Origin of the sequence: Lachnospira pectinoschiza, assembly GCF_900103815.1 — a bacterium.
Taxonomy (GTDB): domain Bacteria; phylum Bacillota; class Clostridia; order Lachnospirales; family Lachnospiraceae; genus Lachnospira; species Lachnospira pectinoschiza_B.
Window position 1 is genome coordinate 59,981 of sequence record NZ_FNHZ01000001.1, and the last position, 26,076, is coordinate 86,056.

Annotated in this window: 23 protein-coding genes; 18 read left to right on the plus strand and 5 right to left on the minus strand. The window is 34.2% G+C overall.

What is annotated here, in order from left to right:
- Positions 1-7 precede the first annotated feature (7 nt).
- From BLQ66_RS00215 to BLQ66_RS00235, 5 genes are all read left to right on the plus strand, one after another.
- On the plus strand, positions 8-724 hold the full coding sequence (locus tag BLQ66_RS00215; RefSeq protein WP_074520382.1) for a sugar transferase: 717 nt from the start codon (positions 8-10) through the stop codon (positions 722-724).
- Between the two features lie 75 nt (positions 725-799).
- On the plus strand, positions 800-1,795 hold the full coding sequence (locus BLQ66_RS00220) for a glycosyltransferase family 2 protein (RefSeq protein ID WP_074520383.1): 996 nt from the start codon (positions 800-802) through the stop codon (positions 1,793-1,795).
- 133 nt (positions 1,796-1,928) lie between these two features.
- The gene (locus BLQ66_RS00225; protein ID WP_074520384.1) at positions 1,929-3,791 is read left to right on the plus strand and encodes a polysaccharide biosynthesis protein; all 1,863 of its coding nucleotides are present in this window, start codon (positions 1,929-1,931) and stop codon (positions 3,789-3,791) included.
- A 227-nt stretch (positions 3,792-4,018) separates the two neighbouring features.
- Positions 4,019-6,349 carry a glycoside hydrolase domain-containing protein gene (locus BLQ66_RS00230; protein WP_074520385.1) on the plus strand — a complete coding sequence of 777 codons (2,331 nt, stop codon included), beginning with the start codon at positions 4,019-4,021 and terminating at the stop codon, positions 6,347-6,349.
- Position 6,350: 1 nt separating this feature from the next.
- Complete coding sequence (locus BLQ66_RS00235) at positions 6,351-6,935, plus strand: hypothetical protein (protein WP_027431479.1); 585 nt, start codon at positions 6,351-6,353, stop codon at positions 6,933-6,935.
- A gap of 123 nt (positions 6,936-7,058) precedes the next feature.
- Here BLQ66_RS00235 and rfbC read toward each other — a convergent pair whose 3' ends face one another.
- The 5 genes from rfbC to BLQ66_RS00260 form a co-directional block, all read right to left on the minus strand.
- A complete protein-coding gene (gene rfbC, locus BLQ66_RS00240; RefSeq protein WP_074520386.1) occupies positions 7,059-7,667 on the minus strand; it encodes a dTDP-4-dehydrorhamnose 3,5-epimerase in 609 nt (202 codons plus the stop codon).
- A 35-nt stretch (positions 7,668-7,702) separates the two neighbouring features.
- Positions 7,703-8,650 (minus strand): dTDP-4-dehydrorhamnose reductase, encoded by a 948-nt coding sequence (rfbD, locus tag BLQ66_RS00245; RefSeq protein ID WP_074520387.1) that lies wholly within the window; start codon positions 8,648-8,650, stop codon positions 7,703-7,705.
- 98 nt (positions 8,651-8,748) lie between these two features.
- Positions 8,749-9,768 (minus strand): dTDP-glucose 4,6-dehydratase, encoded by a 1,020-nt coding sequence (rfbB, locus tag BLQ66_RS00250; protein WP_074520388.1) that lies wholly within the window; start codon positions 9,766-9,768, stop codon positions 8,749-8,751.
- 13 nt (positions 9,769-9,781) lie between these two features.
- Positions 9,782-10,678 (minus strand): glucose-1-phosphate thymidylyltransferase RfbA, encoded by an 897-nt coding sequence (rfbA, locus tag BLQ66_RS00255; protein WP_074520389.1) that lies wholly within the window; start codon positions 10,676-10,678, stop codon positions 9,782-9,784.
- A 191-nt stretch (positions 10,679-10,869) separates the two neighbouring features.
- Positions 10,870-12,087, minus strand: coding sequence for a MerR family transcriptional regulator (locus BLQ66_RS00260; RefSeq protein WP_330389726.1), 1,218 nt, complete (start codon positions 12,085-12,087; stop codon positions 10,870-10,872).
- Positions 12,088-12,325: 238 nt separating this feature from the next.
- Here BLQ66_RS00260 and BLQ66_RS00265 point away from each other — a divergent pair, with 238 nt between their 5' ends.
- The 13 genes from BLQ66_RS00265 (at position 12,326) to BLQ66_RS00320 (ending at position 26,044) form a co-directional block, all read left to right on the plus strand.
- Positions 12,326-12,796, plus strand: a complete 471-nt coding sequence (locus BLQ66_RS00265) for a GtrA family protein (protein WP_074520391.1) — start codon at positions 12,326-12,328, stop codon at positions 12,794-12,796.
- Positions 12,797-12,824: 28 nt separating this feature from the next.
- Positions 12,825-13,943 (plus strand): glycosyltransferase family 4 protein, encoded by a 1,119-nt coding sequence (locus tag BLQ66_RS00270; protein WP_074520392.1) that lies wholly within the window; start codon positions 12,825-12,827, stop codon positions 13,941-13,943.
- A gap of 37 nt (positions 13,944-13,980) precedes the next feature.
- The gene (locus BLQ66_RS00275) at positions 13,981-15,402 is read left to right on the plus strand and encodes a glycosyltransferase family 4 protein (protein ID WP_074520393.1); all 1,422 of its coding nucleotides are present in this window, start codon (positions 13,981-13,983) and stop codon (positions 15,400-15,402) included.
- A gap of 10 nt (positions 15,403-15,412) precedes the next feature.
- On the plus strand, positions 15,413-16,501 hold the full coding sequence (locus tag BLQ66_RS00280; protein ID WP_074520394.1) for a DAHP synthetase I family protein: 1,089 nt from the start codon (positions 15,413-15,415) through the stop codon (positions 16,499-16,501).
- 1 nt (position 16,502) lies between these two features.
- On the plus strand, positions 16,503-16,766 hold the full coding sequence (locus tag BLQ66_RS12100; protein ID WP_242869294.1) for a hypothetical protein: 264 nt from the start codon (positions 16,503-16,505) through the stop codon (positions 16,764-16,766).
- A gap of 43 nt (positions 16,767-16,809) precedes the next feature.
- Positions 16,810-18,087: an MBOAT family O-acyltransferase gene (locus BLQ66_RS00285; RefSeq protein WP_242869295.1), complete on the plus strand. Its 1,278-nt coding sequence runs from the start codon at positions 16,810-16,812 to the stop codon at positions 18,085-18,087.
- A 118-nt stretch (positions 18,088-18,205) separates the two neighbouring features.
- Positions 18,206-18,982 carry an ABC transporter permease gene (locus BLQ66_RS00290; protein WP_074520395.1) on the plus strand — a complete coding sequence of 259 codons (777 nt, stop codon included), beginning with the start codon at positions 18,206-18,208 and terminating at the stop codon, positions 18,980-18,982.
- A gap of 42 nt (positions 18,983-19,024) precedes the next feature.
- A complete protein-coding gene (locus tag BLQ66_RS00295) occupies positions 19,025-20,317 on the plus strand; it encodes an ABC transporter ATP-binding protein (RefSeq protein ID WP_074520396.1) in 1,293 nt (430 codons plus the stop codon).
- 11 nt (positions 20,318-20,328) lie between these two features.
- Complete coding sequence (locus tag BLQ66_RS00300; RefSeq protein WP_074520397.1) at positions 20,329-20,739, plus strand: hypothetical protein; 411 nt, start codon at positions 20,329-20,331, stop codon at positions 20,737-20,739.
- 12 nt (positions 20,740-20,751) lie between these two features.
- Positions 20,752-21,816: a glycosyltransferase family 4 protein gene (locus tag BLQ66_RS00305; protein ID WP_074520398.1), complete on the plus strand. Its 1,065-nt coding sequence runs from the start codon at positions 20,752-20,754 to the stop codon at positions 21,814-21,816.
- Between the two features lie 22 nt (positions 21,817-21,838).
- A complete protein-coding gene (locus BLQ66_RS00310; RefSeq protein ID WP_074520399.1) occupies positions 21,839-23,053 on the plus strand; it encodes a glycosyltransferase family 4 protein in 1,215 nt (404 codons plus the stop codon).
- Positions 23,053-24,252 (plus strand): glycosyltransferase family 4 protein, encoded by a 1,200-nt coding sequence (locus BLQ66_RS00315; RefSeq protein WP_074520400.1) that lies wholly within the window; start codon positions 23,053-23,055, stop codon positions 24,250-24,252. The genes BLQ66_RS00310 and BLQ66_RS00315 overlap by 1 nt, the downstream gene beginning before the upstream one ends.
- 13 nt (positions 24,253-24,265) lie before the next feature.
- Positions 24,266-26,044: a DUF6311 domain-containing protein gene (locus BLQ66_RS00320; protein WP_074520401.1), complete on the plus strand. Its 1,779-nt coding sequence runs from the start codon at positions 24,266-24,268 to the stop codon at positions 26,042-26,044.
- Positions 26,045-26,076 lie beyond the last annotated feature (32 nt).

Consider the following 26,076-nt stretch of genomic DNA (forward strand, 5'->3'; position numbering starts at 1 on the left):
AATGAAAATGATACTTAGACCATGGACCAAACTTCCTAACAAGATGAGAACAAAAGAGGTTTACAAATATTACGTAATCCTTGAAAAGCGCAAAACATGGCTAGTTTTTAAAAGACTAATAGACATTATTATCTCATTTATTATGTTAGTGGTGCTTATAATTCCAATGGCATTTATAGCAGTTGCAATCAAGCTTGACTCTCGCGGCCCTGTCCTTTTTTTACAAGAAAGAGTGACACAGTACGGCAGAGTTTTTAAGATTTTCAAATTTAGAACTATGGTTGTAAATGCAAGCGAGCTCGGTTCTGCAGTGACTGTAGACAACGACAATAGAATAACTAAGGTGGGTAAATTTCTTAGAAAGTATAGAATGGACGAGTTTCCACAGCTCTTTAACATTCTTGCCGGCGACATGACTCTCATTGGCACAAGACCTGAGGTGGCAAAGTACGTCAAGAGATACACTCCTGAGATGTATGCCACACTTCTATTGCCAGCGGGCCTTACCAGCAGAACAAGCATTGCTTATAAGGACGAAGACAAGATCCTTGGCGAGGTTGCCCCAGACGAGGTAGATGATGCTTATGTAAATGAAGTGCTACCCGCTAAGATGAAATATAACCTAGAGTCGATTAAAAAATTTGGCTTCTTCCAGGAAATGTCTGTGTTGTGGGACACATTTGTTTCAGTGGTGGGAAGCGATAAACTAACTGTGCATAAGTAAAGTTTCGGGTCGCAAGCCCCAAGAGACGAAATCTTTATGAGGGTCGCAAGCCCCGGTTAGTGAGAGGATAATAACGTGTATATCAGTTTATGTGTTATAGCTTATAACGAAGAAGAATATATAAAATCAATACTTGAAGATATAAAGCAGCAGGACTACAATCATCAGGATATGGAGCTAGTCATGGTGGATTCTGCATCTAGCGATAGGACTAGAGAAATCATGGAAGAATTTTTGAAAGAAAACGACATGACCTTTAGGAAAATCAGCTTGTTAGATAATCCTAGGAGGACCCTTCCTTGCGGATGGAATGTGGCTCTTGCAGCCTATGAAGGGGAGGCTATCTTAAAGGTAGACGCCCATGCAACAATTCCTAAGGATTTTGTTAGTAAAAATGTATCCCTCCTTGAAGAGGGCGAAATGGTTTGCGGCGGCAGACGACCTACAATTATTAAGGATGGAACAAACTGGCAGGACACACTTTTACTAGCAGAGAATTCCATGTTTGGTTCAAGCATTGCTTCCTTTAGAAACAATCCGGGAAAGACTTATGTGAAGTCAATTTTCCACGGCGCCTATAAAAGAGAAGTCTTTGATAAGATTGGCGGTTTTAATGAAAATCTAACAAGAACTGAAGATAACGAAATCCATTACAGAATCAGAAAGGCAGGCTTTAAGATTGCCTTTGACCCTGAAATTGTAAGCTATCAATATATTAGAAGTAGCTTGCCAAAGATGCTTAAACAAAAGCACGCTAACGGATATTGGATTGGTAAGACCTTAAGAGTTTGTCCGGGATGCTTATCAATTTATCACTTCGTGCCTTTTGCTTTTGTCATGGCCATTCTAGTTTCTAGTTTGCTATGCATTTTCACAAAGCTAAGAATAATCTATATGTTGACAGGTCTTATGTGGGGCGCCTATATCGCTCTGGCCTTGTTAATGGCAGTAATGGCGGTAGTTGGAGCGGATAAAAAAAGCAGACACTTTTCGGCAATACTATTGCCAGTTTTGTTTTTCCTATTGCATGTGTCTTACGGTTTAGGAACTTTGAAGTCAATTTTTAAATAATTATTGATGAAAATGTATCTCGAATTGACAAGTTTGCCTAAAGGGAGTATACATAATAGGTTGATAAAAAGGGAAAGGTTAGTATTTATATACATTAATTGATGTGCCAAGGCACTAAAAAAAGAGGTAAGATATGGATGAGAGAAAAAAAGATAGGATGCAACTTCTAGTAAGAAGATTCTTCCTTATAATAGTTGATGCGATAATTCTTAATGCATCAGTTGGATTTGCATTAACTATGCGTTTTGATGTTAGCATATCTAAGATTGAACCACAGTATGTGCATGCATTTTTAGTTAATATTGTGCCATATACAATTATATCTTTAGTGATTTTTTGGGTGTTTAAGTTATATCACTCATTATGGCAATATGCTAGTATAGCTGAAGTTTATAAAATTGTTGAGGCATGTATTGTAGTTGAAGCGGTTCACATTGCATTTACATTATTTACTGATACAATGCTTCCAAGAAGTGTTTATCTTAATACTTTGGTGTTTTTGATTGTTGCTGAATCTGCTAGCCGTTTTATGTATCGTATGATAAGAACGGTATTAAATAGAAAACGTCAGATTGGTGAATATACAAGAATTATGATTATTGGTGCTGGTGAGTCAGCCAATGTAATTATTCGTGAAATCCAGAACTCTAGATATCTTGCTAATTCAGAAGTTGTCTGTATTATAGATGATGATAAGGCTAAGATTGGTAGATATATTAGAGGAATTAAGGTAGTTGGTGGTAGAGAGAAGATTATTGACAGTGCAAGACTCTACGGCGTTGATGAAATTATTTTTGCCATACCAAGTGCTACAGCTGAAGAAAAGAAACAGATTCTTAATATATGTAAGAATACAAACTGTTCATTAAAGACATTACCTGGTGTTTATCAGATGGTGGATGGTGACTTTAATGTTAATTCCATTAGAAATGTTGACGTGTTAGATTTACTTGGTCGAGATCCGATTAATGTTGATATTGAATCTATTATGGGTTATGTAAGTGATAAAGTTATTATGGTAACTGGTGGAGGTGGTTCCATTGGTTCTGAACTTTGTAGACAGCTTGTAAGCCATGATCCTAAGAAGCTTATTATTTTTGATATTTATGAAAATAATGCATATGATATTCAACAGGAATTAAAGCAGAATTATCCAGATGCTGATGTGGAAGTTTTAATAGGTTCTGTTAGAAACACAAGTAGACTTGAAGAAGTCTTTAGTAAATACAGACCTGAGATTATATATCATGCAGCAGCTCATAAGCATGTACCACTTATGGAAGATAGTCCTAATGAGGCTGTTAAGAATAACGTTGTTGGTACATGGAAGTTAGCACAGATGGCTGATAAGTATGGGGTTAAGAGATTTGTAATGATTAGTACAGATAAGGCGGTTAATCCAACTAATGTAATGGGTGCAACTAAGCGAATCTGTGAAATGATTGTTCAAGCATATAATGAAATTTCTAAGACTGAATTTGTTGCAGTTCGTTTTGGTAATGTCCTTGGAAGTAATGGTTCGGTTATTCCTTTATTTAAAAGACAGATTGAAAATGGCGGTCCAGTAACAGTAACTCATCCTGATATTATTAGATATTTCATGACAATACCTGAAGCGGTTTCTCTTGTTTTACAGGCGGGAGCTTACGCAAGAGGTGGAGAAATATTTGTACTTGATATGGGTGAACCGGTAAAGATTGATGATTTGGCAAAGAATCTTATTAGACTTTCTGGTTATACACTTGGAGTTAACATGGAAATTAAGTATACAGGTCTCCGTCCTGGTGAGAAGCTTTACGAAGAACTTCTTATGAAGGAAGAAGGTATGCAGGATACTAATAATAAGTTAATTCATATTGGCAAGCCAATTGAGTTTGATAGAGAGCAACTTTTCAAAGATCTAGAAAGATTAAAAGAGGCATCTTATTCAGAGACTGACGACATTAGAAGTTTGATTAAGGAAGTGGTTCCAACATATCATCCAAAAGAATTTTAAAATAAAATAATCCCTCCAAATTCTGTATGACATAAGGTCAGGTGGCAGAATTTGGAGGATTTTTGTTAGTGTGATAAGAAAAGTGTTAATTTTTTATAAAAATTATAAAATAAATTATATAACCAACTATTTTCCTTGCATATTATTAACAAAAGAGTTATAACCATATTAGACATTTGAAATCAGGATTTTACAAATGAAAACTAGCTAAAAAAGGAGACTTGAATATGGACGAAAAAGTAAAAGAAGCACAAGTGTGGTTAAACAAAACTTATGGTAGTAGAGAAGGATTTGTTAAAGTAGAGGAAAATGGACGTACTGGTAATGCAGTTATGAATGCCTTGGTTCGTGCTCTGCAGATTGAATTACATATGAGTAACATAACAGGTTACTTCGGGGAAGAAACAGCTAAAAATTACAATAGTAAAGCCATAAAAAAGGGAGATAGAGATAGTGACAACAATTTTGTAAAAATTTTACAATATGGTCTTTTTTGTAAGGGTTATAATCCTAGTGCTGTCACAGGATTTTTTGGCGATGGTACCATGGAGGCTGTTACAAAGGTGCAGCTTGATGCTGGATTTAGTGAAGATTATATAACTGAAAGATTGTCAGCTAAGGTATTTAAAGAGATATTATGTTCTGATGCACTAGTATTGGTGCCAGGTGGAGATAGTAAAATTAGACTTATTCAACAGTATCTTAATAGATATTATGGTGGTTATTTTGATATAATACCATGTGATGGTAAGTACAACGCCAACACGAATAAAGCATTAATATATGCCTTCCAGATATCGGCAGGTATGGATGCTTACACGGCTAACGGAAATTTTGGCCCAGCAACACAGGAACTAGCAAAGCAGAATACCCTTACAGTAGGAACAGGTAAAGGGAAGCTTGTAAAACTTGCTAAGTTTGGCTTATACATTAATGGTGTAAGAAAATTCAAAGAAAATTCCTTTGATTGCAGTGATGGTAATAATTTTACTGAAACTTTTGATGAGAGAATGGAAAATGCAGTAAAAGAGTTTCAGAAATTTACGGGCATGTTAAATATAGATGGTGTGGTAGATATCAAGGTTTGGATGTCACTTTTTGTAAGTACAGGATATCCTAAAAGAGATGTGCTTGCTTGTGATGCATCAACACAGATTACGGAAACTAAGGCAAAGAGAATTTATGCCAATGATTTTAGAATAATTGGTAGATATCTCACAGGTTGTACAGCTAATGGCCCTAAGAATCTAACAAGAGAAGAATTGTCTATTTTATTCAATCAAGGACTATCGGTATTTGCTATTTATCAGGATGAAAAGGAGTACTACAATTGTCATCCTGATGAAGAAACAACGGTACATTATTACAATTATGATCAGGGTTATTCTGATGCTAAGAAAGCTGTAGAGGCTGCCGAAGACTTAGGTATTCCTTATGGGGAACCTATATTTTTTGCAGTTGATTATGACTTTAATGATGATCAGACAACAGATATGATAATTCCGCATTTTCAGGGAATTGCTAAGTACATAAGGGACAATGGTCATAAATATACAATTGGATGTTATGGCCCACGTAACATATGCACTCGTATTGGCAACTATGGTTATGCCAAGTATAGTTTTGTAAGTGATATGTCCACAGGATATAGTGGCAATAAAGGTTTTATCTTACCTGATAATTGGGTGTTTGATCAGATACGTGAGTATACGCAAGGTTCGGCTGATGGAGCATTTGCTCTTGATTGTGTAGCAACTTCAGGAAAATATAATGGCTTTAATCACATAATTGATAGACCAGAACAGCAGATTAAACCAAGCAGCAGAGATGTAGCTAATGGATTTTGTGTAGATACATTGAAGTTACTAGGTATTGATGTAGATATTGTTAAGTTCAATGCTGAAACAGAGGTTAGTTTACCTGGTGTGACTGTTAAATATAAGGCTACACAGGGAGAAAGTATATCAATTGGTGATGGCTTTACAAGAGCTAAGTTCGATATCGTGGATGGTAAGATTGAAGATAAAGCATATATTACTGCGACTAAAGGATTTAAAAATGTATCTGAAGATAATTCAATGATGGTAGATGCGTCTGGGATTCTTGATTTTCAGTCAAAAGTACAGTTTATGGTAAATAATGGGTATATTGAAATGGGAGTATCATTGTTAGATGATGGTACGTTTAAATGGTTTATTCTATTTCATAAGAATATGTCTATTGAAGAAGGACTTGAGGAATATGTTGAATTAGGTCTTGAGTTTGAATTTGATGATAGGCTAAGCGAAGCAGAAGTGCAAAAATATAGGAAAATTGAGGAAATAATCGCAACGCAAGAGCAAACGGAGGAAACAATTAAGATGTTTGTGGCTAGTACAGTTATGTGTATTAGTAATGTATTTAACACTGTAGAAAAAGCTGTAAATGAGGCTGGTAAAGTGGTGAAAAAATATCATTTAGCAAATTATTTAATTCTGCTAATAGTAGTGCTAATAATTGTATTTGCTGGAACTCCAGCAGTTGCTGCATTAACTGCATTATTAATTGAGGTGAAATAAAGTGGAATTTAAATTTAAAACAGATAATGAATATTGGAAAAGAAGATTTAATATTATCAATCGCGAAAGTGCGATGATAAAGAGGTTTTTATTAGTAATTATTGCCTTATATTTAGTTGCATACATGTTAACTTTTTTTATAGCAATATTAAAATTGGAAGATGCAATTTTAGGCGAATCACAAAATATGAAAATTATACTTGGAAAACTATTATTATTAGTAGTATTCACATTTTTGGCTATATTTATAACACAAAAATTATTGAAATGTGGAAAAAGATTTAAATTTATAGGGTTGACGAAGCATTTGATGTTGTTACGTTATGGAATAAGTCTAAAGACTATGAATCAATCATATTGTGTTATTACTTTTTCGGATAATAAATTGACTGCTAATTTTTTCAATAAGTGTGTTGAAAAACAATATGATGACATAAAAAAATGTGTTATGGCACATGAGTATATTGTTATCGATGATATATTTATTGATGAGCAATCTTTGATTGATGGAAGTTATGAGCAACTTCAGAATATAGTTGTCTCTAAAATAGAAAGAAAGAGAATATTTAGTAATTTTAATATTTAGTTAAATTGTAAAAATAGAGGAAGCAAGCTTCTAATATAATATTTTATCGTGTGCATATTAATATAAGAACCCCATCCAATTATGCTAGACATAATTGGATGGGGTTCTTGTATGTAATCTTAATTAGAACTTAAATGTATTCTCTAATGTATCCCACTTCTGATCCTTATCAGATAAGTTAAGTGGAGTACCATCTGTAAGAGTGTAGCCTGTTGCTTCGCAGTTACCCTTGTATTCGCCAACAAGTTCTGGCCACTTAATACCAATTGCTGGATCGTTCCAAGCAAGACCGCCTTCATCACCTGGATGATAGAAGTCAGTTACCTTGTAGCAGAATTCTGCTACATCTGAAAGTACAAGGAAACCATGAGCAAATCCTTCTGAAATGTAGAACTGCTTCTTGTTTTCCTCTGTAAGTTCAACACCATACCACTTACCGTATGTCTTGCTATCCTTACGAAGATCAACAGCAACGTCAAATACGCTACCCTTAATTACTCTAACAAGCTTTCCCTGTGGGAATTCCTTCTGGAAGTGAAGACCACGAAGAACACCCTTTGAAGAGCATGACTGATTGTCCTGAACGAAAACCATATCAAGACCTTCTTCGTGCATATCGTTCTGATTGTATGTTTCCATGAAATAACCACGGTTGTCACCATGAACTGCTGGTGTGATTACGTGAAGACCTTCAATGCCACCAACGTTTTTCTCTACCTTAATCTGTCCCATTGTCTTACCTCTTTCTTAAATTTATTTTTGAAATCTTATAACTGATCCTTAATCTCAGTTAAATATCTATGAACTGCATCCTGCCATGTAGGAAGTGGAGTAAAGCCAGCCTTAACAAGCTTAGACTTATCAAGTCTAGAGTTGAAAGGACGAGCAGCCTTACTTAAACCATATTCTGCAGTTGTAACTGGATTAACTTCAACAGTTCTATCTACATAGCCCTCAATGCCAAGTTCCTTAGCCTGCTTGTAGATTTCACATGTGAAGTCATACCATGAAATATATCCGCCTTCGTTAGTTGCATGGTAGTAACCGTATTTGTCAGTTTCAACCATATCAACAAGGAGTCTAGATAAATCAAGTGTGTAAGTTGGAGTACCAATCTGATCTGCAACAACGCGAACAGAGTCGTGGTTTTTACCAACATTTACCATAGTCTTAATAAAGTTCTTACCGTTAAGACCGAAAACCCAAGCGATACGTACAATAAAGTACTTATCAAGAGTTTCAGAAACTGCAAGTTCACCACCAAGCTTAGTTTCACCGTAAACATTAACTGGAGCATAATCCTTGCAATCAGCCTCCCAAGGAGTTTCACCCTGACCATTAAATACATAGTCAGTACTGATATAAACCATCTTAGCATCAAGAGCCTTAGCGCAGTTAGCAATATTCTTAGTGCCATCTACGTTAATAGCCTTAACCTTAGCCTTCTTATCCTCATCCTCTGCAAGGTCAACAGCTGTCCAAGCAGCGCAGTGAATAATAACATCAGGTTTAACTTCATTAAGAGTCTTAGATACAGCCTCTGCATCTGTTATATCAAGAGGGCAGTAGCTAGCAGTAGTCACATAAGAACCATCTGCAATGCCAGAGTATTCAGGAGCGATATCACTACCAATACCCTCATAGCCTCTCTTAGCTAATTCGTTCATAACGTCGTGGCCTAACTGACCGCCAACACCTGTAACAAAAATCTTCATTAATTAGCATCCTTTCAGCATTTATAATGGTAAAGCCCGGACCCTATTGCTAGAGCCAGGCTATATTTTTTATGAAAATGTATCACCAACGCGATAAATTATCTGTTAGCATACATTTTCTCATAGTAATTCTGATATTCACCAGAAATGATAGTCTCCCACCATTCCTTGTTCTCTAAGTACCACTTAATTGTCTTCTTGATACCATCTTCAAACTTAGTTTCTGGTAACCAACCAAGTTCATTGTGAATCTTAGTAGGGTCGATAGCGTAACGCATATCATGTCCCTTTCTATCTGTAACATGTGTAATAAGGCTTTCTGGCTTGCCAAGTTCCTTACAAATAATCTTAACGATATCGATGTTCTTCATTTCGTTGTGGCCACCAACGTTGTAAACTTCACCAACGCGACCTTCATGAATAATAAGATCGATAGCGCGGCAGTGATCTTCAACATATAACCAGTCACGAACGTTAAGACCTTCACCATAAACTGGAAGTGGCTTATCATTTAATGCATTAGCAATCATAAGAGGGATAAGCTTCTCTGGGAAGTGGTATGGTCCGTAGTTGTTAGAACATCTTGAAATAGATACAGGAAGTCCATAAGTTCTGTGGTAAGCAAGTACAAGTAAATCTGCACCAGCCTTAGATGATGAATATGGGCTTGATGTATGAATTGGAGTTTCCTCTGTGAAGAAAAGGTCAGGTCTATCAAGTGGAAGATCACCATAAACTTCATCAGTAGAAACCTGATGATATCTCTTGATACCGTACTTTCTACAAGCATCCATAAGTACTGCAGTACCCTTGATGTTAGTATCAAGGAAGACTTCTGGATTCTCGATAGAACGGTCTACGTGAGATTCAGCAGCGAAGTTAACAACCATATCTGGATGTTCTTCTTCAAAGAGCTTATAAACAGCTTCTCTATCTGTGATTGATTCCTTTACGAATCTGAAATTTGGGTTGTCCATAACTGGAGCAAGTGTAGATAAGTTACCAGCGTATGTTAAGCAATCTAAACAAACGATTCTGTAATCTGGGTACTTATTTAACATATGAAAAACGAAATTAGAACCGATAAAACCGGCACCACCTGTAACGATAATTGTCATGAGTTTGTTCTCCTTAATTTAATTGGTCGATATATTTTCCATCTAATACATCCTTAAGATATTGGCCGTATTGATTCTTCTTTAATGATTCATAAACAGCGAGTACATCATCTTTTGAAATCCAACCATTTAAGTAAGCAATCTCTTCAAGACAAGCAATCTTACGGTGCTGGTGAGTCTCGATGGTTTTTACAAAATTTGTTGCATCTACAAGGGATTCGTGAGTTCCTGTATCAAGCCAGGTAAAGCCCTGACCCAATAATTCAACGTTAAGATTTTCTTGTTCAAGATAAATTCTATTTAAGTCTGTAATCTCAAGTTCGCCTCTTGCTGATGGCTTAAGGTTCTTAGCATACTCTACAACCTTGTTGTCATAGAAATATAAACCTGTTACACAGTAGTTTGATTTTGGCTTAGCTGGTTTCTCTTCAATAGAAATAGCCTTGCCTTCTTTGTTGAATTCTACAATACCGAAACGTTCAGGATCATCAACATAGTAACCAAAGATAGTTGCACCTCTGCCTTCTTCTGCATTTTTTACAGCAGTGTTTAATCTTTGATTTAATCCATGTCCTGAGAAAATGTTATCTCCTAACACCATTGCAACAGTATCATTACCAATGAATTCTTCACCGATAATGAAAGCCTGAGCAAGTCCGTCAGGGCTTTCCTGAACAGCGTAAGAAAGTTTAACACCAAACTGATGACCATCTCCAAGAAGTGCTTGAAATCTAGGAGTGTCCTGTGGTGTAGAAATAATAAGAATGTCTCTAATACCAGCGTTCATAAGAACTGACATTGGATAATAGATCATTGGTTTATCATAAATTGGTAGTAACTGCTTTGAAGTTACCATTGTTAGTGGGTAAAGACGGGTGCCTGAACCACCTGCTAAAATAATACCTTTCATAATTCCTCCATATTGTAATTGCCTTAGCAATTAACATAACTTGTTGTAAATAAAGAACTTTATCAATACTTACATAACATTTATTAAGAATCAATTATATTATAAAGGGTGACGTAACGTAACCGTCAAGTCTTTTTCTGTATTATATTTAGTATAGAAAGTGACAGGACTTAAAATTCCAATAAGACTGCCTACTTTGTGCATATAAAAATTCCAGATTCCTTGGTGATTTTAAAGCCTGTTCCCATTTTACTTGTGACAAAGGCCTTGAAATCAGAATACTTATCAAGGAGATATTCATTTTGATTTCCATGACAAGACAAGATATATTCAATAAGTGGTTCCACGCTGTCAACAAGAAGATAATCATCGTATAGTTTCTTTTCAATTTTATTTTTTTTGAAAAAATGAGACAAAATCTCTTTTCCGTTATCAAGCCCGAAATTTTCATAAAGCTTGTCAGAGCTTAGTCTTATTCTATTGTCAAAGCTAGTTACTAAATCAGAAATCTCTTTCATATGATTAGAACCATAAGTGCTACAAACTAGCTTTCCGCCAGGTTTGAGAATACGATATATTTCTGCGAGGGCATTTTTTTTCTTAGCCTTTAAATCTAAGTAGAAGAGCATGTGGTTGGCTATAACAAGATCAAAGCTGTTATCCTCATAAGGAATATTTGTAGCGTCGATTTTTTTAAAATGCATTGAAGCAGAAAGGGTTTTCATATTTCTTTTAGCGTCACGAAGCATACCATTTGAAAGGTCTGAAATTGTAATATCGGCACCGGCTGGTATCTTTGTGGTGTTGCTTGTCCAAAGAGATCCATTTCCACAACCAAGTTCAAGTACCTTCATATCTGACTTTATATGACATTGCTTGTATATCCATGGAAACCAACCTTCTTTATTATTCGAATACAGATTGTGTAACTTAATTCTTGCAGAAATGTTACTAGCATTAATATATTGAGATTTCAAACTTGATTCCATATTGGTTAGGTGAATTAGATTTAGCATATGATCCCAGTTGACTTCGCCCCTAGAACGTATGGCAGCAGATGTTTCCTTAATGGCCCCGGCTACAAGTTGCATTTGGGCAAGTTTATCTTCAATTAGTCGACTTTGTAATTCTAGGGAATTAAGAAGAATGTGATAGTCGCTATCTCCGATAGTCATATTTTTAATTTCCTCTAGAGAGAAACCAAGGTATTTTAAAAGTATAATTTGCTGTAATCTTGCAAAATCGGCATCTGTGTAAAGCCTCGATCCATTTTCAATACGACTTGGTTTTAATAATCCTTTCTGATCGTAGAAACGAATTGTTCTAGTTGAAACATTGGCCATTTTGGCGAATTGTCCTGATGTATAGTAATTTTTATCTTCCATAATTGTATCCTCGAAAAGTTTCATAAATTATATAAAAATTTTAATTTTAGCTATTTTTTTTAGTATACTACAGTATTAATATTATTACAAAATTGTATTAAATTTAGCAAAGCAAGCAAGTAGCCTTGGCTATGGCTATAGTACCCGAATAATTGACTTATATTCTATAAATGGTAAAATAAATTCGTCTGCTATTTTGTAGGCGAATTTATTTGTTTATATGTATAGAAAGGGGTTAAGCATGGCTTAACTTAAGTGAATTATGGCAAAGAAAGATAAGGACATTTTTGATAGAATAATGTCAGCTAAGATTTGGGGACCACTTGGCCCATTTTACTTTAAGAATAAGGAAGTTTTACTTTATTTATTATTTGGCGGACTTACAACAGTTGTAAGTATTGCAAGTTATTATGTTGCTTATAAGATTTGCGGAATTAATGTTTTAATAGCGAATATTATTTCATGGGTGTTTGCAGTTACATTTGCATATATCACTAATAAAATATGGGTATTTGATTCGGAAACTAAGAATTCTAAGGAAGTCTTAGGAGAGATTTTTAAGTTTTATACAGGAAGATTGGCAACTCTTGGAGTTGAGGAAGTTATAATTTTAGTTTTTGATACTATGCTTCACTTTAATTCAATGATTGTAAAGCTAGTAGCACAGATTATTATTATCGTTTTAAATTACATTATTAGTAAGTTGTTCGTATTTAAGAAAAAGGAAGCTTAAGATATAGCTTTATCCGGGAGGATTTTTTATGAAGATAGCAGTAGATGCTAGAACATTAGGGTCGAGACCTAGCGGGGTTGGAATGTATCTTAATGATTTTTTATTGGAACTTATGAAATATCCAGAATTTGAGTGGGTATTATTAACAGATGTGGCAGAAAGCGACAATATAAAGCATTTTGAAGAGCAGGGAATACCAGTCTTAAAGATGGGTAAATCTACCTATAAGAGCGCAGGTGTCTATGCATATTTTAATTGGATAAAAAAGACATTAAATGAAGTCAAGCCAGATATCTTCTGGGAAGTTAATACTAATATTCCAATTCGTCCAAGGGGAAACTTTAAGGTAATGATTACTATTCATGACATGTTCCCTATTGATTATGTGGAATACTTTGGAAGGGTTTATAACCTTTACTTTAAGCATTATTTAAAGAAAACTTTGAAATTTACGGACATGATTTTGTATAACTCAGAGCAGACAAGAAAGACTACTGAGAAGAATTTCCCAGAGGCTAGAAAAATTGCCTGCTGTAATGGTTATATAATTTCTAATCCACTAAAGAAGAAACCAGTTATAAAGGATGAAGGATATTTCCTTTATGTTGGTAATATGGAGAAGCGAAAGGGCGTAGATCTCTTACTTAAGAGTTATGTTAGATACAGAGAAAAGGGCGGTAAAAAGCCTCTTATTCTTGCAGGAAAGATGCAAGAAGCAGATATTAACGACCTTCTTAATGAGTGTATGAGTAAGGTGGATGGCATAACTTACCTTAACTATGTAAAGCCTGATAAGAAAGAGGAATTATATAGCAAATGTAGTTGCTACCTCTTCCCATCTAAGGCCGAGGGTTTTGGTATGCCGGTACTTGAATTAATGAAGTTTAACAAGCCTATTATTGTAAGTAATCTTAGTATTTTTGATGAAATCGTGGGAGATTGCATTAATAGATTTGATATACATACTAGCGAACAGGGCCAGATTGAGAACCTTTCAGAGGCAATGTGTGACTACAATATGATAGTTGATACTAGAGAATATAAAAAGGTTCTTGCTAGATACTCGCCAGATAAGCTAGGCTTGGTGGTATCTGAGTTTATTGAGATTTGTACAGGTATGGTTAAGATTACAGATGCTAGGAAATAATAAGTAATGAATTGATAATAAACAGCAGGAGAGAGATATGAGCTTAGAAAGTATAATTTTAAAACTTGGAGAAGGCCTTCGACCGGTTATTACTAAGGTCGTTCCAATGAAGCTTTTAAGCAGAATGAAGGCATCGGTTGTTAATAAAGCTAGTGCCAATGTGGCAGCAGAAGGCTTCTTGCCTTATGAGCCTAAGAGCTTTCCTTATGGCGTTAATTTAGTTGGTAATATTAAAGGGGATAATGGCCTTGGTCAGAGCGCAAGAATTGCAGCAAAGCTATTAAAGACTGGGGATGTACCATATGTCATTAGAGATTTCTTCGTTCCACCAGGGGGCTCAAGAACTAATACAGAATATGCCAGCGAAGTAATTAATGAGGACGGCAAGAACGGCGGTAAGGTAAGCCAAGATCAGATGCCTTATGGAATTAATTTAATAGATGTCAACGCTTCAGAATTTACCCTTGCCTATATGAACATGGGTAAAGAGATGTGGGATAGACACTATAATATCGGCTTTTGGGCTTGGGAAGTGGAAGATTTTCCAGAGGAATGGTTGCCAGCCTTTAACCTAGTGGATGAAGTTTGGACACCTTCAGAATTTGTTTCAAATGTCCTTAGAAAATATACTGACAAGCCGGTTATGACAGTGCCTCATTGTATAGAGTTAAAGACAGATAGTAACTGCGATAGAAAGTATTTTGGCCTACCAGAGGATAAGTTCTTATTTATGGTAAGTTTTTCTAGCGGTAGCGTAATGGAACGTAAGAATCCGTTAGCCGCTATCAAAGCCTTTAAAGAAGCATTTTTATTAAATTCAAAGGAGTCTTTGGAAAATGTATCTTCTGACGGGGTGGGTAACATTATCGACTCTCAGATTCGTGAGGCCATTAAGGAAGGTACTGTTCTTGGTGGAAAGAAGTCAGGTTACAACGGCGTTGGCCTTGTAATCAAGATTAGCGAGCCAGAGTTATCCGAGAAAGACGCAGATATTCTCGCTTCCATCCTTACTCCTGAGGAGCAGGAAAATGTATATATCATCAAGGGTACTTCCGGCAAGGAAGAGATGAATTCCCTTGTAGAATGCGTGGATGCTTATGTTTCCCTTCATAGAGCTGAAGGCTTTGGCCTTGTAATGGGAGAGGCAATGTATCTTGGAACTCCTTGTATTGCCACAAATTGGTCAGGAAACGTTGAATTTATGAATCCTAGCGTGGCTTGTATGGTAGATGCTAAGCTAATCGAATTGGATAGGGACCTTGATCCTTTTAAGAAGGGCTACAAGTGGGCAGATGCCAATGTTTCAACGGCAGCAGCTTACATGAAGAAGTTGGTCTATGACAAGGACTACTACGATAGAATTAAGAAGGGCGCTTATGAGTACGCAAGAACTCATTTGGCTTATGAAAATGTAGCTAAGAAGGTTAAGGGAAGATTGGACGAGATAAGCAAGGAATAAGGCGAATATTATGGATGTTAATAAAAAGACTAAGATTATGGCCTATATAAGAAGTGTAATTTTTATTTTAGGATTAATTGTATTAGTGAAAGTTTCAGACCTTGTATTTGCAAGAGATGGTTATGTAAACTATATTCTCAAGGTTTTAAATAAGGGATATGAAGTTAGTGAAGATGGTCAGGTGACTACTAGTAGCAAAGGCTATGATTTAATAATCCTAGGGGCTAGTCATGGTAGATCTGCCATTGATCCGGAATATATAGATGAGACACTAGGAACTAATAGTTTAAATCTATCTATTCCTGGCGAAACGGTTAAGGACTCTTATTATCTGCTTATGGAAGCTACAAGAAATAATGATATTAAGACAGTTATATTAGATGTGGATTATCAATATTATCTTGGAGATAATAGCGAGGGTTACTTTGAAGAGGCTTTTATTTATAACCAATATTCGTGGCTTAGTAGCACAAAGTGGAAGTATCTACTAGATAATATGAATGAATTAGATTTTAGAAATGCTATCTCAAAAAGAGATGTTTACACCCATTCTTTGACAGATATGAAAAGAAATGTCAGTCAGAAATTTTCAAAAGACTATTTAACTTCTAACATCTATAAATTAGAAGTTGAAGATTGTGGTGGATATTATATTGGTAAGGGCTTCTTTTATAGAAATCAAGAAGATTGCTTTTATAATGGATATTGTGATAAGAATGCCTTGTGTGCAGATAGCGAAATAGATGCTACACCGCGTAAGTACTTTGAAAAGATTAAGAAATATTGTGATGAACATGGCATTGAATTAATCTGTGAGACAGCACCTATTACACCAACTTCTTATGAGGAGTTAAATGTTAGTCTTATTCATGAGAAGATGTCCGATTTTTTCAATAGCTACGGAGTAACCTATATTGATTATAATATGGCATCTTTTGATTTGTTAGATAGAAATCAGGAAGATTATGTTGATGCGGAAGGCCATATGTGCGGAGAATTAGCAGAAAAGTTCTCTAAATTATTAGCCCAAAATCTACAGGATATTAAGCAAGAGGGCGTTGATTTAGTCCTAAATAAAGTATATGGTGAGGCGCAGTAATATGTCTTTTTTAAATGTTTCGTTTTTTGTATTTTTAATAGTAGGAGCAATTATATATTATATAATTCCAAAGAAGTTACAGTGGGTTTGGCTACTCGTATTAAGCTTTATTTATTACTTTAGCTTTAGTATAAAATGTAGCTTAGCTCTTGTATATGTAACTACAATTGTTTATTTTGCAGGTCTTTTTATTGCAAAATTAGAGCAAGATAGGAAAATTGTTCAAAATTTTGAGGGGGGGGGTAAAACTTTCCAAAGAGGATAAAAAGATAATTAAGAAAAAATTTGTCAGAAAGAAGAAGATGGTTGTGGCAGTTGCCCTTCTTTTTGCATTTGGTTTGTTAGCCGTTATTAAATACTCTGATTTTGCTATTACAAACTTTAATAGAGTGTTTTCTACAGGCTTTAAAAGCCCGAGCTTTGTGCTACCTCTTGGTTTATCCTTCTTTACATTTCAGGCAGTTAGCTATGTAATAGATGTTTACCAAGGAAAATGTAGCGCAGAAACAAACTACTTTAAGATGCTCCTATTCGTATCTTTCTTCCCTCAGATTATGCAGGGTCCTATTGGAAGATATGATCACTTTGTGGAAGGCGGCTTATTTAGTGAGCATAAGTGGGACTTAAAAAGAACCCAGTTCGGTATTCAAAGAATCGGCTGGGGTTTATTTAAGAAGCTAGTCCTTGCAGATAGAGCAGGAGTTGTGGTTTCAACAGTTACTGCCAATGTAGCTGCTTATGGCGGCTTTACTAACGTTATTACATTACTTATGTATTCAATTCAGTTATACATGGATTTCTCAGGCGGTATCGACATTGTTATAGGTGCTGCACAAATCTTTGGTGTAACTATGGATGAGAACTTTAGACAGCCTTACTTTAGTAAGTCTATTGGTGAGTTCTGGAGAAGATGGCATATAACACTTGGTGCTTGGATGAAGGATTACATTTTCTATCCCTTCTCTTTAACTAAGGCGATGAACAACTTAGGAAAGTGGGGAAGAAAGCACTTTGGTAAACACTTTGGAACAGTTATTCCAATTTGTATTGCTAATCTACTTATCTTCTTTATTGTCGGGGTTTGGCATGGCGCTGAGTGGAGATACATCTGCTATGGTGTTTATAATGGTATGATTATTGCAGTTAGTGCAGCTCTTAAGCCTTACTTTAAGAAGGGCTTAGAAGTGTGTCATATTGATGCTAAGGGTAAGTTTTGGAGCGTGGTCTCTATAATTAGAACTTTCATCTTAGTAAATATCGGCTGGATCTTTGATATATGTGCTGGTGGAATGGGTGATTGCGTTACATTTTTCAAGGGGTTATTTAGTAATTACAGCTTAGAGCAGTTATCAACAGGTTACATTACAAGTTTTGGCTTGGCTATGTATGACTATGCTATACTAGTAGCTGGTTGCCTTGTGGTGCTTTTGGTGAGTGTCCTTAAGGAAAGAGGAATTGTTATAAGAGAAGCTCTTGGAACTAAACCTTTAGTTGTTAGATGGGCAGTGTATTATATGGTTTTTGCATGTATACTGGTGCTCGGTTATATTGGTAAGAGTGGTGGATTTATGTATGCTTTATTTTAGAATAGTTGATTAATAGGTTTACTAGTGGTAATATTAGTCGGCAATTAACAATGGTAATTAAAGCTATATTGTGATAAAATAAATTGAATTTTGCAATTTTATAATTTAGGAGGAAGTTGTGAAACAGTTAGTAGAGATATATGATTATCGTCAAATGATTATTAGTTTAGTTAGAAAGGATTTAAGAGGAAGATATAAGGGTTCTATATTGGGATTCTTTTGGACATTCCTTAATCCATTATTACAGTTATGTGTATTCACATTAGTTTTCTCAGTTATTATGAAAGCTAGTTATGAACAGTATTATTTATTTTTATTCGTAGCCCTTGTTCCATGGATGTTCTTCGCATCTAGTGTTCAGGACGGATCAACAAGTATCTTAAGAGATAAAGATATGGTTAAGAAGATATACTTTCCAAGAGAGGTATTACCTATTGCTACTGTTACAAGTGGCTTTATCAATATGCTTCTTACATTTATCGTAATCTTTATAGTACTTATCTTTAGTGGTAGAGGCATTAATTTTTTAGCTCTATTATGTTTACCAGTTGTTATGATTGTACAATATGTATTATGTTTAGGAATTGCATTGATTGTTGCATCTCTTACAGTTTATCTAAGAGATTTACAGTATATTTTGGGTATCTTTACAATGGCATTACAGTATATGACTCCTGTTATGTATGGTAGTGATATGGTTCCAGATTGGGCTTTACCAATTTTTAACTTAAACCCATTAACACCTATCATTGCTATTTATAGACAGATTCTTTACTATAAGCAGGTTCCAGGACTTAGCAGCTTAGTAGAGGCATTTGTTGTAGGTATTATATTTATTATTATTGGTGAATTTTTATTTAAGAAGCTTCAGAAGGGATTTGCGGAGAACTTCTAATATATAGAAAGAGAAGTAAAAGCTTAAAAGAAGAGGTTAATTATGGTAGATAGAGAAAATGCAATTGAGGTTAGACATATAACCAAGATGTTTAGAGTTTATTATGATAAGGGAACAGAACTTAAGGATAAGGTTTTATTCTCTAAGAGAAATAAGTATGAGAACCGTAAGGTCTTAGATGATATTAGTTTCTCAGTAAAAAGAGGTGAAGCAATCGGTTTAGTTGGTAAGAACGGTTGTGGTAAGAGTACAACTCTTAAGATGTTAACAAGAATTATATACCCTAATTCAGGTGAAATTGAGATGAACGGACGTGTTTCATCTCTTATTGAGCTTGGTGCAGGTTTCCATCCTGATATGAGCGGTAGAGAGAATATCTATACTAATGCAGCTATCTTTGGTTTAACAAAGAAGGAAATTGATGCTAGACTTGAGGATATTATTGCCTTTTCTGAATTAGAGGAATATATAGATAACCCTGTAAGAACTTATTCTTCAGGTATGTATACTAGATTAGCTTTCTCAGTAGCTATTAATGTAGATGCTGATATCTTACTTATTGATGAAATCTTAGCTGTTGGTGATGCAAATTTCCAGGCTAAGTGCTTTAATAAGCTTCGTGAAATTAAGGCTAATGGTACTACAATTGTTATCGTATCTCATTCTCTAGGTCAGATTGAGCAGATCTGCGATCGCTCAATTTGGATTAAGAATGGTAAGATTGCGGCAGAGGGAATTCCAAAGAACGTTCATATGGAATATCTTGATTACATGAATGAAGAGCGAATTGAACAGGAAGAAAAAGAGAGAGTTCGTCTTCAGAGACAAGAAATGAAGGAACGTATCGAAAGAGAAGAAAAAGAACGAATTGAAAAGGAAAACGAGAAGAAGCGTAAGCGTTACGGCTCTGGAGATGCTAAGTTTACTAATGTAAGAATATTAGATAAAGATGGCAATCCACAGACAACATTTAGAACAGGTGACGAGATGACGCTTGATTTAGATTACGAAGTTTACAAGAAGGTCGTTGATGGAGTATTCGGTTTTGGTGTATTTAGAAATGATGGACTATGGGTATACGGAACTAATACAAGAATCGATCGTTTTGATAACTTTGATATAGAGGAGAATGGAAATTATAAGGTGAAGTTAAGTGATATTTCTCTTATTCCAGGACAGTATTGGGTGGATGTTACTATTGAATGGGGAGATGGTCATCCAGTGGATTACTTCAAGGAAGCCTTAAGGTTTGAAGTAGTATCTAATATTGGCGATACAGGAGTATATAGAATGCCGCATGATTGGAAACTTACAATTCCAGTAACTAATAAGTAAGGAGATGTTATATGAGTACAGTAAATGTTGATGAGATTATGAATCAGATTAGAGCTGAGATAGCTCAAAAAGGACTAAAGGAATCAGATATCAAGTTTGAGGATATTCCAATGGTTAATAATGATATTTTTGGGGATGTCTATAACTATGACGAATTCTCAAAGAGCCTTGATATGGCTAGACCACATGTAGCAGTTAATGCAAGTCCTGCATTACATGGTAATATACTTTCTAAGATTGTTAAGAAGGTTCTTAGAAGATTAATTGCTTATCATATTGAAGCAATTGTAGATGAACAGAATGAATACAATAAGTATACATTCAATGCTGTTTCAATGTTACCAGATAAGATTGATGAGTATGAGATGAGAATAGAGGCACTAGAAAAGAGAATATCAGAGTTAGAGAAGAAGTCGAATTAATATGGAGGAAAAATGATAGTACAAGTATTACCTACAATTTCTTATGGCGATGCCATTGGAAATCATGCTATTGCATTAAAGAAGTGTATTAAAGACTTAGGTTATAAGACTGAGATATATGCTTATCATGTAGATGCAAGATTACCAAAGGGAACTGCAAAAAGAGTAAAAAATATTCCAAAGTTTAAGAAGGATGATGTTGTAATATATCATATGTCTACTGGTTCACACTTTAATAATCAGTTTGGAAATTTAAAGTGTAAGAAGGTTATGATTTATCATAATATCACACCACCAGAATTCTTAGAGGAATACAATTATGATGCATCGGAAAACTGTAGAACTGGATTGGCAGAATTAGTTAATCTTTCAGATAAGGTGGATTATTGTATTGCGGTTTCTGAGTTTAATAAAAGAGATTTATTAGCAGCAGGTTTTAAATGTAAGATTGATGTATTACCTATATTAATCTCATATAGTGATTATGATAAAAAGCCTAATGAGATATTATTAGAAAATTTAAAAGATGGTGTTACTAATATTCTTTTTACTGGAAGAATTGCAGGAAATAAAAAGCAGGAAGATGTTATAGCTGCTTTTGCTGAATATCAGAAGCACTTCAATCCTAAATCAAGATTAATCCTAATCGGTAATGATGGCGGATATGAGAAGTATAGAAGAAGACTTCAAAGATTTGCTAAGCAACTTGGAGCTCACGATGTTAAGTTTACAGGACATATTAAGTTTAATGCTATACTCTCATACTATAGAGCAGCGGATCTTTTCTTATGTATGAGTGAACATGAGGGATTTTGTGTACCATTAGTAGAAGCAATGTATTTCAAAAAACCGATAGTAGCATATGCATCTACAGCTATACCTGAAACATTAGGCGGTGGTGGAATTGTATTACAGGAGAAGAATCCTTTAGAGACAGCTGCTGTAATGGATAAGGTTATTAGAGATGAGAATTTAAGAAATGCTATTATAGAGAATCAGAATAAGCGTTTAGAAGATTTCTCTAATGAAGTAATTATTGAAAGATTTAAGGAAATCTTAAAGGAAAACATTTTATAATTTCCTGAAAAAAGGACATGTTATGAAGAAAATTGCTTTAGTAGTTCAAAGGTATGGCAAGGAAGTAAATGGTGGTGCTGAACAGCATGCTAGATTTCTTGTGGAACATTTAAGAGAAACAAATAAATATGAAATAGAGGTCTTAACAACAAAGGCGATTGATTACTTAACTTGGGAAGATGAATATAAAGATAATATCGAAGAAATAAATGGTATTACAGTTAGAAGATTTTCTGTTAAGCATCCAAGAAATCTTAGAAGATTTGGGTGGATATCAACTTTAACTGATATAGGTATTAAAACTAAATTGGTGGAGAATTTATGGTTAAAGTCACAAGGCCCTTACAGTAAGGATTTAATAGATTATATAGATAAGAACAAAGATAATTACGATCTATTTATCTTTATGACTTACCTATATTATCCAACAGTTGTAGGAATGCCAAAGGTGGCGAGTAAATCCATTTTAATTCCAACAGCTCATGATGAACCAACTATATACATGAACATGTATAAGAACGTATTTAGAAAACCAGCAGCAATTTTTTATAATACAGTATCTGAAAAAGAATTTGTTGAAAAGACATTTTCAAATGCAGATGTGTTAAATAATAATGGCTTTGGTGGAGTTGGAGTTGAAATTAATAAAGATTTAGAGGATAAGATATCTAGATCTACAATCGTTAAAGACCAAAATTTACAAGATTATATTCTTTATGTAGGTAGAATTGATACTCATAAAGGATGTGACAAGCTCTTTGAATATTATAAGCATTATATAGAGCATAGTAAAAGCAATTTACAATTAGTGCTAGTAGGTAAACCGGCTATGGATATACCTAAAGATCCAAATGTGAGATATCTAGGATTTTTAAGTGAAGAAGATAAATTTGCTGTTATGAAAGAAGCAAAATTACTTATTGTTCCATCAGAATTTGAAAGCTTATCTATGGTGTTATTGGAGTCTTTATATTTAGGTGTACCGGTATTGGTAAATGCTAAATGTGAAGTATTAAAGCAGCATTGTCTTAGAGGAGATGTTGGTAAGTTTTATTATGACTATCAAGATTTTGAAGGTAATTTAAATAAATTACTTTCAAATAGCAGTTTAAGAACTCAACTAGGAATTAATGGACAGAAATATGTAGATAAGTTTTATAGTTGGGATACAATTATTGATAAACTAGATATGATGATAGAGAAAGTTATAGACAATAACAAACTGGAGGAAAAGTAATGAAATTAGCGTTTATAATGTCATGGTTTGGATTTGATATTCCAGGCGGTGCAGAGATGGAACTAAAGGGTTTAGTTACTCACCTTAAGGATGCAGGGGTAGAATTAGAAATTTTAACAACATGTGTTAAGAATTTTTATACGGATTGGAATGAAAATTATTATAAGCCTGGAAATTACGAAGAAAAAGGAATTACAATTCGTAGATTTAAGGTAAGAAAACGTGATGATGATAAGTTTAATAAGGTTAATGAAAAGCTTATGGCTAATGAATTACCTTTAACTGATGCTGAAGAAGAAATATATACAGAGGAAATGGTAAATTCTCCAGATCTTTATAAATATATTAGAGAGAATAAAGATAATTATGACTTATTTATCTTTATTCCATATATGTTTGGACCAACATATCATGGAATAAAGGAAGTTCCAGAAAAGGCTGTTATGATTCCATGCTTCCATGATGAAAGTTATATCTATATGAGAAGATTTAAAGAAGCTTTTAAGCATGTTGCAGGAATGATTTTCCATGCACAGCCAGAGTCTGATCTAGCTCATAGAGTATATGATTTATCAAAGGTAAATGCTCAGGTTCTAGGTGAGGGAGTATATACAGAAGTAGAGTATGATGCTAAGAGATTTAGAGAAAAATTTAATATTAATGATCCATTTGTACTTTACGCTGGCCGTAAAGATGCAGGTAAGAACATCTATACTTTGATTAAGTATTTTAGTGAATATAAGAAACGTAATAAGAATGATGTTAAACTTGTTTTAATTGGTGGCGGTGAAGTCCAGTTACCAGAGAATATAAAGGATGATGTAATTGATTTAGGCTTTGTGGATGTACAGGATAAGTTTGATGCATGTGCGGCAGCAGAGTTACTTTGTCAGCCATCTAAGAATGAAAGCTTTTCACTTGTTGTTATGGAAAGTTGGTTATGTGAAAGACCTGTTCTTGTTCATGATAAGTGTAATGTTACTAGATATTTTGCTAGTACAGCAAATGCAGGTTTATACTTTGATAACTATTTCGAATTTGAAGGAGCTGTAGAATATGTTTTAAATAACAAAGAAGAAGCAGCTGAAATGGGAAGAAATGGTCGAAAGTTTGTATTAGATAATTTTGCTTGGGATGTAATAGTAGATAAGTATACTAAGTATTTCCAGGAGATTATAGATAAGAATAATATAGTTTAAATGCGAGGGGAAAATGAACAAGATAAAGAAAAATATAGGAATGTGGTGTCGTAATTCATATAAAGATATTATTGCAATAATCTTAATGGCAATAATTATTACAGCTTTTTTGCAGTATTTTTATAATATATTTCAATGTAATATTAATATTCCTTTTAATTATACTGGAAATGATGAATTATCAACACTCGTTGAAGCTAAAATTACACAAGAAACAGGTTGGAATGTTCATACTGATAATTTAGCTGCGCCATATGGATTTGATAATCATAATAACATAATATCTGGATTACATAATTTTGATACTTTAACAACCAAGATATTTACACAAATTACAGGAAGTGTTGGAGCAGGGATAAATTTAACATTTTTAAGTGCTTTTTATTTGATTGCATTAATTTCATATATTGTTTTTAGAAATTTAAAGCTAAAACGATGGATATCAGCTTTAGGAGCATTGGATTTTGCAATGTTACCTTTTATTTTCTTTAGAAATGAAGAACATTTGGTATTAACATGTTATTACTTTGTACCGTTAGCAATACTTATGTGTTTTTGGCTGTATGAAGATGAAAGATTTTTCTTACCAAACAAACAGTTTTTTAAATATAAAAGGAACTATTGGGGCTTAATAATGTCGCTTTTAGTGGCTAATTCTGGAATTGTATATTGGCAGTTTTTTGCTTGCATGTTTATATGTGTTGCAGTGTTTATAAGAGTGTTAAATAAAAGACATTTTATAGATATTATAAGGGGACTAATATCTTTATTAAGTATTATAACTTTTATGATAATAGGATGTATTCCGGAAATAATATACATTATAAATAATGGTGGTGGATTAGCAGGGAGACTAAGAGGAATACAAGATTCTGAAGTGTTCTCTTTGAAAATTATACAACTTATTCTACCGGTAAGAGGGCATGGTATAAGTTATTTGGAATCAATAATTAATAGTTATAATTCAGACGTTCCTTGTGTTAATGAAAACGTGTCATCTTATATTGGTTTTGTAGGAATAATTGGTTTAATTGTTTTATTCTGCATATTGGTAACAAGAAAAAGTATTATTAAAAATGAAAAAGTGCATGAAAGATTAGCGTTTCTTTCAGGATTAAATATATTTGCAATTTTATTTGGAACAATTGGTGGATTTGGAGCTTGCATGTTTGTGTTTATGACACAAACATTACGTTCATTTAATAGAATATCAGTCCATATCGGTTTTTTTACAATTATGGCAGTGTGTCTATTGTTAGATTATTATAATGACAAGATAAAAAAATTATACGCAAAAATAATATTTATATTAGTAGTAGGCGCTATGTTTATGATAACGATATGGGAACAAAACCCTAAGTTAACGTTTGATTATGAAAGTGTCGAAGAGTCATGGGTTAGTGATGATAATTTTGTAGCGGAAATTGAAAATGTTATGGATGATGGGGCAATTATATATCAATTACCTTATCAACCTTATCCAGAAAGCGGTTGTCAATTAGGTATGTATCCACAAGAGTTATTTAAGGGATATATGCATTCTCATAAACTTAGATGGACCTACGGAATAACAAAAGATACAGAGGATGCAGAATATATACAGCATTTCGCGTTACTAGAAACTTCTGAAATGGTAGCTGAATTAAAAGAAGCAGGATTCTCGGGAATATATATTTGCCGAAAAGCATATACAGAAACTGATTTAGATAAGCTGGAAACTGAACTTACTGAATTATTAGGAGAACCTATAATAAGTGAAGATAATACATTGAGCTTTTTCAAAATCGATTAGTTTTGTAAAAAGAGTAATATGCAGTAAGTATT